The organism is Bacillus sp. T3, assembly GCF_033449965.1.
In the GTDB taxonomy this organism is placed as follows: Bacteria; Bacillota; Bacilli; order Bacillales; family Cytobacillaceae; genus Bacillus_BU.
This window is the reverse complement of the sequence record NZ_CP137761.1, coordinates 571,398-584,336: the sequence shown is the minus strand read 5'-3', so window position 1 is coordinate 584,336 and position 12,939 is coordinate 571,398. Positions and strand designations below refer to the sequence as shown.

The window sequence follows — 12,939 nt, the reverse complement described above, 5'->3', positions numbered from 1 at the left end:
AAGGGAGTTAGTTTGATTTAGATTGATTGAAACAACTCTAGATCTTTCAGCACATCTTCTAATATTTTTCTGCTATCCGGGCTCATTTCTGCTGCAGGTGCAAATGCATAGCCAACATCAACCCCGACCATTCTTAAGCCTTCTTTTAACACAACTGGGAAAGTCGCTTTATCAACAGCAAGTCGTAGTGGAGCCAATTTGAATTGCAATTCTAATGATTTTTTATAATCACCCGCTACAAACGTATTGTAAATATCCGCACATAGCTTTGGTGCGATGTTTGCCGTACTTGCAATCGCCCCAGTACCACCATGACAAAGTCCTGCATAAATCAATGTATCTCTTCCAGCAAGAACGGAGAAAGTCTCTCGATCAGTTACTCGAAGATACTCTGCTAGTTTTGTCAAATCTCCACTGCTGTCTTTAATTCCGATGATATTGTCAACCTTGCTTAATTCCGCACAAGTGTTAACATCTATTTTCACCTGTGTCCGACCTTCATTCCCATAAAGGATAATTGGAAGATTTGTTGATTTTGCAATCGCGGTAAAATGATCCTTTAACTCTGTTTGCGTTGGAGTCATGAAATAAGGTGTTAAAACCGATAATGCGGAAACACCGCCAACCTCTTCAACCATCTTCGCAGTTTGGATACAATCCCGTGTCGTAATTTCACTAGCTCCGCAATACACAGGAACTCTACCAGCAGTATGTTCTACCGTAATTTCAACTACACGACGTTTTTGTTCATTTGTTAATCCGTAAATCTCTCCGCTGCTTCCTAGAATAAACAGCCCATGAACTCCACCTGAAATGGTGTAATCAATTACTCTTCTTAATGCATCTTCCATCAAATTTCCACTCTTATCTAACGGTGTGACTAAAGCTGGGATGACCCCATTTGGTTTAAACATTGCTGACTCCTCCTTGATTTACCGGTAACTTTAGAGATGATCTTGGAAAGGGAACTCCACGCAAACACTATATGTGAACAGATTCACATACCAAGATTCAATAAAAGATTATTATTTCGATTTCACTATTTACACAATAATAATCTAATAATAATCTACTTTTTGAACAATTTCCGTGAGAGTTTTGACAAACTACGAAAACGTTTTACATTTTTTTTGTAAGACAAATTAACAATCTTCCTTACCACACTATCGTAAACGGTTCTTCAAAAAAAATCTTCGTTCAACATGATAAAGTTTTCATATCATTTCTTAGTCATTTGAACAAAGGAAGCTTTCGGGCTTCTGCTTCAACTAAATTCCAACAGTAAGTCAAGTGACATTATTTTTACAGTAAATTTTCTAAACTATGAACGATCATTCTATTTGTTAATTTTCTCGTAACCGTTTACATTTTTATTGTATAATTGTCTTACAAATAAATCATCATTCAAACTCATAATATTTTCCGAATTTTTTTAGGCAAATAACCAAATATCAAAAATACTTCATTAAAGGAGGAATCCCTAGTGAAAATGAATAAATTACTAGCTCAAGAGATTTCGAATAAAGTAATGCAAGTTATTCCATACAATGTAAATATTATGGACGAAATTGGACTTATTATTGGGAGTGGAGATACTGAAAGAGTAGGCACCTATCATGAAGGGGCGATCACGGCGATTGAACTAGGAACAATCGTTAGCGTCTTTAATACAGAAGGCGGGGCAAAACCTGGAGTAAATATCCCGATTAAGTTTAAAAACAAAGTCATTGGTGTAATTGGTATTAGCGGTGATCCTAATACGGTTGCACCGTTTGCTGAGCTTGTTCAAATAACAGCTGAATTATTAATCAATCAAGAGTTCCTATTTAAAGAACGCCGAATAAAAGAACAAATAAAAGAAGAGTTTTTATATCAATGGGTTTTTCGAAATGATCAATATGATGAAGCTTTTAAAAATAGTGCTGCAGCAGTTGGAATCGACTTACATTTGGAGAGAAAAGCGATTATTGTTAAAGGCACTTCTATAAAGGAACCATATTTATCGGATCAGGAATTCACATTCCGACTTAGTCAAAATACACTTTTGTATATTGTCCTTGGAAACAGTGATATTTTAAAACGATTATCAGCCAATAATTGTATGATAGGTATCGGAACAAATAGTACCCATATTGCCAAGTCGACCCAGGAAGCAAAAAGAGCCTTAGAGATAGCAGAGAAACTTAGCTTATCAGTTAATCCTTGTTATTACGATGATTTAAAATTTATTGATTGTCTCACCCTAACGAATGTGGATGGAGTTTTTAATGAATTGAGTCATTGCTTTCAGGAACTCGAAACCAATCCTAAAGGAATAGAGTTAATCGAAACACTCATTAGTTTTATTGAAAATAATGGAGACATGAACGCCATTTCGAAAAAACTCCATATTCATCGGAACAGCTTGGCGTACCGCCTTCAAAAAATTGAACATTTGACAAATAAAAATCCTAAAAAATTCACTGATTTATTTCAGCTCTACACCGGATATGTCCATTACAAATTAAAAGCAGGTGAATAACCACTTTAACACAGTAAAGCGGTGGGGGACTGTCCCCCACCGCTTTACTGTGTTACTTAACCGAAGAAGTTTTTGAAAGATTGAAGGGTGACTTGGCGGTTTAACGCTGCGAGTGAAGTTGTCAGTTCGATCCCTTTTGGGCAAACCTCGACGCAGTTTTGTGAATTACCGCAAGTTGTAATACCACCTTCACCCATTACCGCTGCCAATCGTTCTTCCTTGTGCATTGCACCAGTTGGATGCGTATTGAACAGTCGAACTTGTGACAATGGTGCTGGACCCATGAACGGCGAATGATCATTCACATTCGGACAGGCTTCTAGGCAGCAGCCACATGTCATACACTTAGACAGCTCGTACGCCCATTGTCTCGTGTTTTCTGGCATTCTTGGTCCCGATCCCAAGTCATGTGTGCCATCAATCGGAATCCAGGCTTTTACTTTCTTCAACGCATCAAACATACGCTGACGATCGACTGCCAAATCCCGGAACTACCGGAAATGTGCTCAACGGCTCGATTCGAATCGGCTGCTCAAGCTGATCAATTAACGAAGAACAAGCCTGGCGCGGCTTACCATTTATCACCATTGAACAAGCACCACACACCTCTTCAAGGCAGACAGACTCCCAAATAACTGGAGTTGATGGTTCCCCTTTTGCATTGACAGGATTTCGCTGAATTTCCATTAGAGCCGAAATGATGTTCATGTTTGAACGATAAGGAATTGAAAACTCTTCTGTATACGGCTTTGAATGCTGATCCTTTTGCCGTTTGATGATCAGGTTAATTTTTTTACTATTGTTCGTCATGATGATCACTTCGCTCCTTTCTTAGCTTTCGTGTAATCCCGTTTCCGCGGCTTAATTAGTGAAACATCAACATCCTGGTATGATAGCACAGGCTGTTTTGTTGCTGGATTAAATTGGGCCATCGTTGTTTTCAACCATTCTTCATCATTACGATCCGGGAATTCAGGCTTATAGTGCGCTCCGCGGCTTTCATTACGATTAAGTGCCCCAAGTGTTATCACCTGTGCCAAATTAATCATTCCTTCAAGCTGACGCACAAACGATGTACTTGAATTGCTCCATTTAGCTGTATCCTCAATATTAATGCGCTTGTAGCGTTCAACGAAATCCTGAAGCTTATCGTACGTCATCGCAAGCTTCTTGTTCTCGCGCACAACCGTTACATTATCGGTCATCAGCTCGCCAAGCTCCTTATGAAGCAAATACGCATTTTCATTCCCTTTCATCGATAAAATCGAATGATAACGTTGCCCATCTTCAGTTAGCTGGCGTTCAAATATCGATGATGGTACTCCATCTGATGACTTACTGATTCCATTGATATACTCAAGCGCGGACGGACCTGCAACCATCCCACCGAATACAGCTGATAAGAGCGAGTTAGCGCCAAGGCGGTTGGCACCATGTTGAGAGTAATCACATTCACCAGCAGCAAACAGACCTGGAATGCTAGTTTTTTGGTTAAAATCAACCCAAAGGCCACCCATCGAATAGTGAACTCCAGGGAAAATTTTCATCGGTACTTTGCGAGGGTCATCGCCCATGAATTTTTCATAGATTTCCATAATCCCGCCAAGCTTGATATCCAACTGCTTCGCATCAATATGGGAAAGGTCAAGATAGACTTTGTTCTCTCCATCGATTCCAAGCTTTTGATTTACACAAACATCAAAGATTTCACGAGTCGCAATATCGCGTGGCACTAAGTTTCCGTAAGCTGGATATTTTTCCTCAAGGAAGTACCATGGCTTACCGTCCTTATAAGTCCAAACACGACCGCCCTCTCCACGTGCTGACTCACTCATTAAGCGGTTTTTATCGTCACCAGGAATCGCAGTTGGATGGATTTGAATGAATTCACCATTCGCATAGTAAGCACCCTGCTCATACAATCTTGCTGCGGCATAGCCTGTATTAATCGTTGAATTGGTTGATTTTCCAAAAATAAGCCCTGGACCACCAGTTGCAATGATAACGGCATCAGCTGGGAAAGCTTGCATCTCCATCGTCCGTAAGTTTTGGGCGGTAATCCCGCGGCATACACCATCATGATCAAGAACTGCGGATACAAACTCCCAGCTCTCATATTTCGTTACGAGTCCCTCTACTTCAAATCGACGAACCTGTTCGTCTAGCGCATATAACAGCTGTTGTCCAGTTGTCGCACCAGCAAATGCTGTGCGGTGGTGCTGCGTTCCGCCAAAACGGCGAAAATCTAGTAATCCTTCAGGGGTACGGTTGAACATAACGCCCATGCGGTCAAACATATGAATGATTTTAGGAGCAGCCTCGCACATTGCTTTAACAGGGGGTTGGTTTGCTAGGAAATCTCCACCATAAACGGAATCATCAAAATGCTCCCATGGAGAGTCGTTTTCCCCTTTTGTATTAACCGCACCATTGATTCCACCCTGTGCACAAACGGAGTGGGAACGTTTCACTGGGACAATTGAGAATAAATCTACTTTTGTTCCAGCTTCGGCGATTTTAATAGCAGCCATTAAACCTGCTAATCCGCCGCCGACTATGACAATTTTGCCTTTGCTCATCTGCCTTTTCCTCCTATCCTATTTTCGACAAACCCTACTTGCTGTGTGGACTTTCGTTTTAAGCAAATGCTAAAATCGCACGGATCCCGATAATCGATAACACGACAAATAGACCAAGCGTAATGTATTGGAATAGCTTTTGTGATTTCGGAGTCACGGTAATTCCCCACGTAATCAAGAATGTCCAAACTCCATTAGCAAAATGGAAGATTGATCCGACAATTCCGATGATGTATAGGGCCAATGACAGTGGATTGTCAACGATACCGGCCATCAAATCAAAGTTCGCTTCTGCTCCAAAAAACTCAACCTGAACCTTCGTTTCCCAAATATGCCACGTCACAAATATAAGAGTAATAATTCCAGTTATTCGTTGTAGGTAAAATTTCCAGTTTCTAAAATAGTTATAGCGACCGACATTGTGTTTTGCTTGAAATGCGATATAGATTCCATAAATTGCGTGAAAATATAGCGGAATAAAAATAATGAACGCCTCTAGGAAAACTTTAAATGGTAGATTCCCCATTACTCCTGCGGCGGTGTTGTATGCGTCCATCCCCCACGTTACCGTGTAGTTCACAAATAAATGAACCATCAGGAACACCCCAACTGGGATGATTCCTGACAGGGAGTGTAGCTTTCGGTATAAATGCTGGTTTTTTCCTCGCTCCATAACCTTGCTGCCTCCTTTTTATCTACGAGCTTTATTTCTTTTATAAAATCTAGCAGTCTACTAGATCCAATACGTTACGCCATTACAAGCTCACGTTTAACTGCTTTCTTCTTTTCAATTAACATTTTTCCAGAGATACCTGGGTGCGTCATTTCAAATGGATTTAGGATTGTATCAAGCTCATCATTTGTTAACACACCGCGTTCAAGCACGATTTCACGAACTGGTCTTGACCCAACAATTGCTTCACGAGCAATCGAAGCAGCTGTTTCATAACCAACGTGTGGGTTAATCGCTGTAATAACGCCGACACTGTTATGAACATATGCAGCCATTCTTTCTGCATTTGCAGTGATTCCGCTTAAGCAGTGAGTACGGAATACATTAAAGACATTCGTCATGATCTTAATAGATTGCAATAGATTGAAGACAATAACAGGTTCCATAACATTTAGCTCAAATTGTCCTGCTTCTGATGCCATGCTGATCGTTAAGTCATTCCCAACAACCTGGAATGCACTTTGATTCAGAACTTCAGCCATAACTGGATTTACTTTACCTGGCATGATGGATGATCCTGGTTGACGTGCAGGCAGGTTGATTTCGCCCAATCCACAACGTGGACCAGAAGCCATCATTCGAAGGTCGTTTGCCACTTTTGACATGTTTAACATACAAACCTTTAAAGCTGAAGAAACTTCAATATAGCAATCTGTATTTTGCGTACCATCAACAAGATTTTCTGAGCCAGTTAATGGGTAGCCACTAAATTCAGCTAGGTTACGAACTGCTTTTTCAATGTAGGTAGGGTCTGCATTTAATCCTGTTCCTACTGCTGTTGCGCCCATATTCACTTCGTACAAATGTTTACGTGTTGCTTCAATGCGGTCGATATCTCTTTTTAACACTCGAGCATAGGCTGCGAATTCCTGACCAAGACGAATCGGCACAGCATCCTGGAGATGAGTCCGTCCCATTTTAATAACTCCATCGAATTCACGAGCTTTATTCATGAATTCTTCGTGCAAATCCCCCATCGTTTCAAGAAGGATATCCAAAGTAGATAAGGTTGAAAGATGAATCGCAGTTGGAAATGCATCATTTGTGGACTGCGCCATGTTTACATGCGAGTTCGGACTGATGACTTTGTAATTCCCTTTTGTTTCACCAATTATTTCAAGCGCGCGGTTGGCAATGACTTCATTTGTATTCATATTAATCGAAGTCCCGGCACCGCCTTGGATTGGATCAACGATGAATTGATCATGAAGGTTACCATCGATTACTTCTTGGGCTGCTTGAGCGATTGCATCTGCTACCTTTTGGTCAAGTTGACCGATTTCAGCGTTTGCTAATGCGGCTGCTTTCTTAACAATTGCCATTGCAATAATTAATGCTTCATCAATTTTATATCCAGTGATTGGAAAGTTTTCAATTGCACGCATCGTCTGTACACCATAATAAGCTTGGGCTGGTACCTCTTTTTCACCTAGAAAATCCTTTTCGATCCGGAATAATTCTTCCATCTCAATCATCTCCTAATATCCTAATGTGGGGGACACACCCCCGATTGCTTTAACACTGTGCATTAGCGGGGGTCAGTCCCCCACTGCTTTAACGCTGTACATTAGCGGGGGTCAGTCCCCCGCTGCTTTAATGCTGTACTTCACTGGGGGACTGTCCCCCAACGCTTTAAAGTACGACCATGCTTAGGAGGATGCCGATTCCTACAGCGCCTAGGGTCGCGATTAGTCCTGGCAGCATGAAGCTGTGGTTAAGAATGTATTTCCCGATTCCTGTTGTTCCGGGTACGGTCAAAGTTAATGGCCGCAACGACAGTTGGATAGTTCGGGATAAAGAAATATCCATTAACAGCTGGGAACATGGCAATTAATAATGCCGGGTTAATTCCAAGTGTAATTCCAAGTGGCATTAGTGTACGAACTGTTGCAGCTTGGCTGTAAAGCAAGATCGATAGAGCAAATAATGCTAGTGCAAACAACCATGGTGCTGCTGTAACTAAATCTGAAATCGAGCCAGAAATCAGGGCCATATTTCCTTGGAAGAATGTATCACCCATCCAAGCGATACCGAAGATCGCAACAACAGCTGTTGCACCTGCTTTAAACACACTTCCAGAAACAATTTCATCTACATTTGGTTTACAGAAAATAATCATTAGGGCGGAAATCGTAAGCATGACGATTTCAATCGCACCTGGCATTGTCATTCGAGTAAATACGCCTTCGATTTCCCAGCCTGGACGTAATTCTTCAAACGAACCAAGTAAAACAACTAGTACTGCAGCAATCAAGAAGAAAATAACAGATAGCTTTGCGCCAGGATTAGGTGTAAATTCTTTTTTGTCCTTTTTAATTGGAGCAAGTCCTGCTTCAAGGCGTTTTAAATATTCAGGGTCCATGTTTAACTCTTTACCTTTTTTGCTCATTACAAAAGCAGCGATCATACAAGCAATTAAAGTTGATGGAACACAGATCAACATAATTTGAAGTAAGTTCACATTAAAATCAGTCAATAAAGCTAATAATGCAACCGTTGCAGCCGAAATTGGCGAAGCGGTAATCGCCTGCTGTGATGCTATTACAGCGATTGACATTGGGCGTTCAGGACGTACTCCTGATTCACGTGCAACCTCTGCAATAACAGGTAGAACGGAATATGCAACGTGACCTGTACCTGCACAGAAAGTAAAAATATAAGTTACCAATGGGGCAATAAATGTAATCCATTTAGGATTTTTTCGAAGAGCCTTTTCAGCAAGAAAAACAAGGTATTCCATGCCTCCAGCCGCTTGAAGCGCTCCTGCTGCCGTAACAACGGCAAGAATCATTAACATAACATCAATCGGTGCTGAAGTCGGTTGTAGTCCGAACCCAAACACGAGAATCGCTAGACCGACGCCGCCCATTACTCCTAGACCCACGCCGCCAAGGCGTGCTCCAATAAAAATACAGGCAAGCACGATTAGAAATTGAATCCAAAACATGTTGTCTTCCCTCCAAACGAGATAATGAATAGTAGAATGATTAGTGCAATAAAAATAAGGCCAAACCTTTTTTGTGACTGGTTTAGAAGTTCATCATCTTCATGAACCTCCTGTCACCTTCTTTCTTTTCTTTTTGTTTTCGTAAATTGCTTCCAAATCTTTTACGTTAGTGAAAAATTAATTTAATATCATACTGAAGCCAATCTTGTGAAGCAATTCACAATATTAATTTTTAAAAAATATCATCAACCTTGCTGGGTTTAATGAAGCAAGAAGACAGAAATGCTTATTTATAAGAAAGGGGAAACTGTCTTCTTGCTTGATTTGATGATAATTGCCACCCTACGAAAAACTACAAAATCTAACACACTGGATTTCGAACTTAATAAATTTGTCATAATTACGTGTTTGATAATCTTGCAATTCCCGTACAATGTTAATGAAATCAATACTTCTTGCTGGGTGTGTTTTGTTTTCGAAGTAAGCCCGTTTTAAATACGGTAGACGTGGATTGTTTTGGGGAAAATAATTCAATTAAAGTCAGTCGTAACAACATCATTTTTATCCAAACAGGATGTGTAAGCCGTGAAAAACAAAATTCTTGTATATTTAGCCATGATTATCATGGTTCCGCTCGCCGGCGAATTAAAATTATATCCATTTGAAGAAAATGTTCGCGTAAGTCTCGGCACTCCAGTTTTCTTTTTCTTTTTATTATGGTCGCGGCAAATGAAACCAATCCTTTCCGGAGTTCATGTTGGTGTGGCAGTCGTTCTATTTCGAGTTGCCCTTAGAGTACTAGGTGATGGCATGCTGTTTGAAGATGCACTTGAACGCCATTTTCCTGTGTTTTTTTATTACTTGGTATTTGCGATGATGTTTCATTTATTTAAAATTAAAAAATTCTATGAACAACCGTTACTTATCGGCTTATTTGGCGTCATCATGGAGATTATTGCAACGTTTACGGAGATGGGAATTCGGTCATTTCATAACCATGTGGATATGAGTGTGAATAGCGCCTTCACGATTGGTGTGATTGCAATCATCCGCAGTTTTTTCGTGCTTGGTTTTTTCAACCTAATCGTTATCCGGGAATCACGAATTGCAGCAACCGCCCAACAGCTCCGTAATGAACAAATGCTTGTTCACATTTCCAACCTTTATGTTGAAATGATTCAGCTAAAAAAAACAATGAAGAATACGGAGAATTTAACAAGTGCTGGTTATAACTTGTACCTGGGACTTAAAAGCGAGCGGCCAAAACGAATTCGCCAAAACCGCCTTAAAATTCGCCGGGGAAATTCATGAAATAAAAAAAGACAATCAGCGAATTTATGCAGGTCTTTCAAAGCTAATGGCCAAGGAAAAAATGGATGATTTTATGACTATCAACGAAATCATTCATGTTATTGTCACTGGGAACGAACGGTATGCAGTCATGCTTGGAAAAAACATTACTTTTACTAACAATATTTGGGGAATCCATCCGAGCTATAACACGTTTATGCTTCTTTCACTGATTAATAATCTTGTCGCCAATGCCGTTGAAGCGATCGAGGCGAACGGAGAAATTCATATTGATGCCAAAATGGATTTAAACATGCTCGCAGTCCAGGTAAAAGACAATGGTTCAGGAATAAGCCCGCGAAATCGAACGCTCATATTTACTCCTGGATTTACAACTAAATTTGACAATATCGGCCAGGCATCAACCGGCATTGGTTTATCCTATGTTAAAGACACGATTGAAGAATTTGGTGGTTCAATTACGTTAGACGAACCTGAAGCAATCTATAAAACAGTGTTTACAATTTGCCTTCCAATTGAGAGTTTGCTGGAGAGAGGATGAGATAAATGAATTTTTTTATAGTGGATGATTCTGCCCCAATTCGGGCAATGCTTGCCAATATAATTGAAGATGATGACCTTGGGATTGTAGTTGGTGAAGCCGAGGATGGCTCAGAAGTTTATGCCGACATACTAGCTGCAAAGAAGATAGATATTTTGCTCATTGACCTGCTTATGCCTAATCGGGACGGAATCGAAACAGTTAGAGAAATTGCACCTTCGTTCAATGGAAAAATAATCATGATTTCACAAGTTGAAACGAAGGACTTAATTGGAGAGGCTTACTCACTTGGCGTCGAATACTACATTACGAAGCCGATTAACCGATTTGAGGTCGTCAATGTACTAAAGAAGGTACAGGAGCATCTTCTATTAAAAAATTCAATCCAGCAAATTCAAAATTCCTTAAGCGGACTGCAGCAGCTTAATCAACCTGTAACACCAATGATGGGAGCTTCGCGCTCAAGCCAGAATGAAACTTATGCAATTATTGCTTCAGGTAAAAATATTTTACTGGAGCTTGGGATCATTGGCGAAAGTGGAAACAAGGATTTACTTGATCTTCTCAGTGTTATGTACGATATCGAACAAATGGGAAATCGCGCTACTCCATCTTTAAAGGAATTATATGAGAAAATCGTAGAAAAACGATTAGGTCGCAGTGTTTCACCTTGCGAATTAAAGAAAGAAATAAAAGCAGGAGAACAACGAGTTCGCCGAGCGATCCACCAGGCGCTCGACCATATTGCAGCGCTCGGTCTGACCGATTACACAAACCCAAAATTTGAACATTACGCCTCAACCTTCTTTGACTATGCACAAATTCGTCTCAAAATGCGCGAGCTCGAGGGAAAAGCCGGGACCGGAAGCACAGGAACAAACCCCCGCGTCAACATAAAAAAATTCATCCAGGCTCTCTACATGGAAGCCAAAACACTTTAACAGAATAAAGCGGTGGGGGACTGTCCCCCACCGCTTTACTGCGTTAAATAACCACACTTTTAAGCTGTATGTGTTAATTTCTTCTTTGGTGATGTTGTTTAATTCCTATGCTAATCATACCAACAAAGGCAAGTCCAAGTCCGATGATTAGGTAATCGTAGTTTGATGTTGGTGCTGAGGAAGCTTCTGTATCCGCAAAGACAAATCCTGCAAAAACAGCATGAAAGACAAGGATGACCACAAACAAAGCTGCAAATCTACTAAACTTCAAAACTCTTCCTCCTTTTTTATAAATAAACTAGTATAAGAACATTGTTGATTATTGAGTAATCTGTTGATTGATATGAAATCAACAGACATATTTAACGAAGTCAAAGATACATATGTAATCGCCCTTAATTATATTGAGGTAAATTTAAATATTCAACGTTTTCCGTTCTACAAAAACTGCATTTCAGCACTGTTATTTAAAGATTTTTATGACATTCGAACTAGAAAAAAATTAGCTAAAAGGCGTAATAATGCTTAAGTTTCAACTAAATTTTCATTTCGACAATTTTTGGTCGACACCACTCTATTCATGTCACAATTTATTAATAGGACTTTCAGAAAAAAAGTCTTACATTTTGAATGATACTGGTCGATTTTACAAATAATTAGCTTACTAACAAAATCCAATTGTGGAGGGGAACGAATGAAAAAAATCGTAATATTAGTCTTAGGAATGCTCTTCCTGTTAAGTGGTTGCGGCAATGATTCAGCTGATGAACCGAAGGATGCAGAAGGTCTTTATAACAAAAGCTGTGTTGGGTGTCACGGTGCGGACCTTAAGGGTGCATCGGGGCCAGCGTTAACAAATTTGAAAGATAAATATAGCGAGGAAGAATTACATACACTCATTATGGAAGGGAAGGGCATGATGCCCGGCAACCTCTTATCCGATGAGGAAACACAGCTTATGGTAGATTGGCTGATGACAAAATAACAGGCCCAATTCTTGACGGGTTCCATAACTACTATTACAAAACATGAAAAATGACTAACAAACCGTCTGTGAATTTGTTAGTCATTTTTTATTGCTAATCAGGTTTATTGCAAAATATCGATTTGTCTGGTGTCCCCTTCTTTTTGTTGCTAATCGTGTTTGTGTGCGGACATCACAGACGCTATTTATACAGAACGAGGCAGTTTGATCGGTTTTACGGACACCAGAGCCCTTATTCATTAATAATCAAGCATGATTCAATTGTTTTTTTGCAAATAAGGTATTCCATGTCCAGTAAATCTTAAACAACCGGGAATTTCATCATAATAAGGGCCTCTGTGTCCCTAAAGTTTCATTTCGGTTGCCTTTCGCTATTTGATG

General features: G+C 40.0%; 10 protein-coding genes and 2 pseudogenes. 5 read left to right on the top strand and 7 right to left on the bottom strand.

Annotation, left to right across the window (positions count from 1 at the left end):
- Positions 1–17: 17 nt before the first annotated feature.
- Positions 18–914, bottom strand: a complete 897-nt coding sequence (gene dapA, locus RGF10_RS02980) for a 4-hydroxy-tetrahydrodipicolinate synthase (protein WP_318507148.1) — start codon at positions 912–914, stop codon at positions 18–20.
- Between the two features lie 575 nt (positions 915–1,489).
- Between dapA and RGF10_RS02975 the strand changes: the two genes are divergently transcribed.
- Complete coding sequence (locus RGF10_RS02975) at positions 1,490–2,521, top strand: CdaR family transcriptional regulator (RefSeq protein ID WP_318509316.1); 1,032 nt, start codon at positions 1,490–1,492, stop codon at positions 2,519–2,521.
- 56 nt (positions 2,522–2,577) lie between these two features.
- Here the strand turns inward: RGF10_RS02975 and sdhB are convergent.
- The 5 genes and pseudogenes from sdhB to RGF10_RS02950 form a co-directional block, all read right to left on the bottom strand.
- A pseudogene (gene sdhB, locus RGF10_RS02970) lies at positions 2,578–3,331 on the bottom strand (succinate dehydrogenase iron-sulfur subunit).
- 5 nt (positions 3,332–3,336) lie between these two features.
- Positions 3,337–5,100, bottom strand: a complete 1,764-nt coding sequence (gene sdhA, locus RGF10_RS02965) for a succinate dehydrogenase flavoprotein subunit (protein WP_318507147.1) — start codon at positions 5,098–5,100, stop codon at positions 3,337–3,339.
- A gap of 58 nt (positions 5,101–5,158) precedes the next feature.
- Entirely contained in the window at positions 5,159–5,773 is a 615-nt protein-coding gene (locus RGF10_RS02960; protein ID WP_318507146.1) for a succinate dehydrogenase cytochrome b558 subunit, read from the bottom strand.
- A 74-nt stretch (positions 5,774–5,847) separates the two neighbouring features.
- On the bottom strand, positions 5,848–7,299 hold the full coding sequence (gene aspA / locus RGF10_RS02955; RefSeq protein ID WP_412176674.1) for an aspartate ammonia-lyase: 1,452 nt from the start codon (positions 7,297–7,299) through the stop codon (positions 5,848–5,850).
- 166 nt (positions 7,300–7,465) lie between these two features.
- Positions 7,466–8,780, bottom strand: a pseudogene (locus tag RGF10_RS02950) (anaerobic C4-dicarboxylate transporter family protein).
- 585 nt (positions 8,781–9,365) lie between these two features.
- On the opposite strand from RGF10_RS02950, the gene RGF10_RS02945 reads away from it, so the two are divergent.
- Genes RGF10_RS02945 through RGF10_RS02935 form a run of 3 tightly spaced genes read left to right on the top strand, consistent with a single transcriptional unit; the run spans position 9,366 to position 11,573 of the window.
- Positions 9,366–10,091 carry a hypothetical protein gene (locus tag RGF10_RS02945; protein WP_318507142.1) on the top strand — a complete coding sequence of 242 codons (726 nt, stop codon included), beginning with the start codon at positions 9,366–9,368 and terminating at the stop codon, positions 10,089–10,091.
- Positions 10,000–10,632, top strand: a complete 633-nt coding sequence (locus tag RGF10_RS02940; RefSeq protein ID WP_318507140.1) for an ATP-binding protein — start codon at positions 10,000–10,002, stop codon at positions 10,630–10,632. Before RGF10_RS02945 ends, RGF10_RS02940 begins: the two co-directional genes overlap by 92 nt.
- Before the next feature lie 5 nt (positions 10,633–10,637).
- Positions 10,638–11,573: a response regulator gene (locus tag RGF10_RS02935; protein ID WP_318507139.1), complete on the top strand. Its 936-nt coding sequence runs from the start codon at positions 10,638–10,640 to the stop codon at positions 11,571–11,573.
- Positions 11,574–11,646: 73 nt separating this feature from the next.
- Here RGF10_RS02935 and RGF10_RS02930 read toward each other — a convergent pair whose 3' ends face one another.
- Entirely contained in the window at positions 11,647–11,844 is a 198-nt protein-coding gene (locus RGF10_RS02930; RefSeq protein WP_318507137.1) for a hypothetical protein, read from the bottom strand.
- Between the two features lie 423 nt (positions 11,845–12,267).
- Between RGF10_RS02930 and RGF10_RS02925 the strand changes: the two genes are divergently transcribed.
- Positions 12,268–12,558, top strand: coding sequence for a c-type cytochrome (locus RGF10_RS02925; protein WP_318507135.1), 291 nt, complete (start codon positions 12,268–12,270; stop codon positions 12,556–12,558).
- The last annotated feature ends 381 nt before the right edge of the window (positions 12,559–12,939 follow it).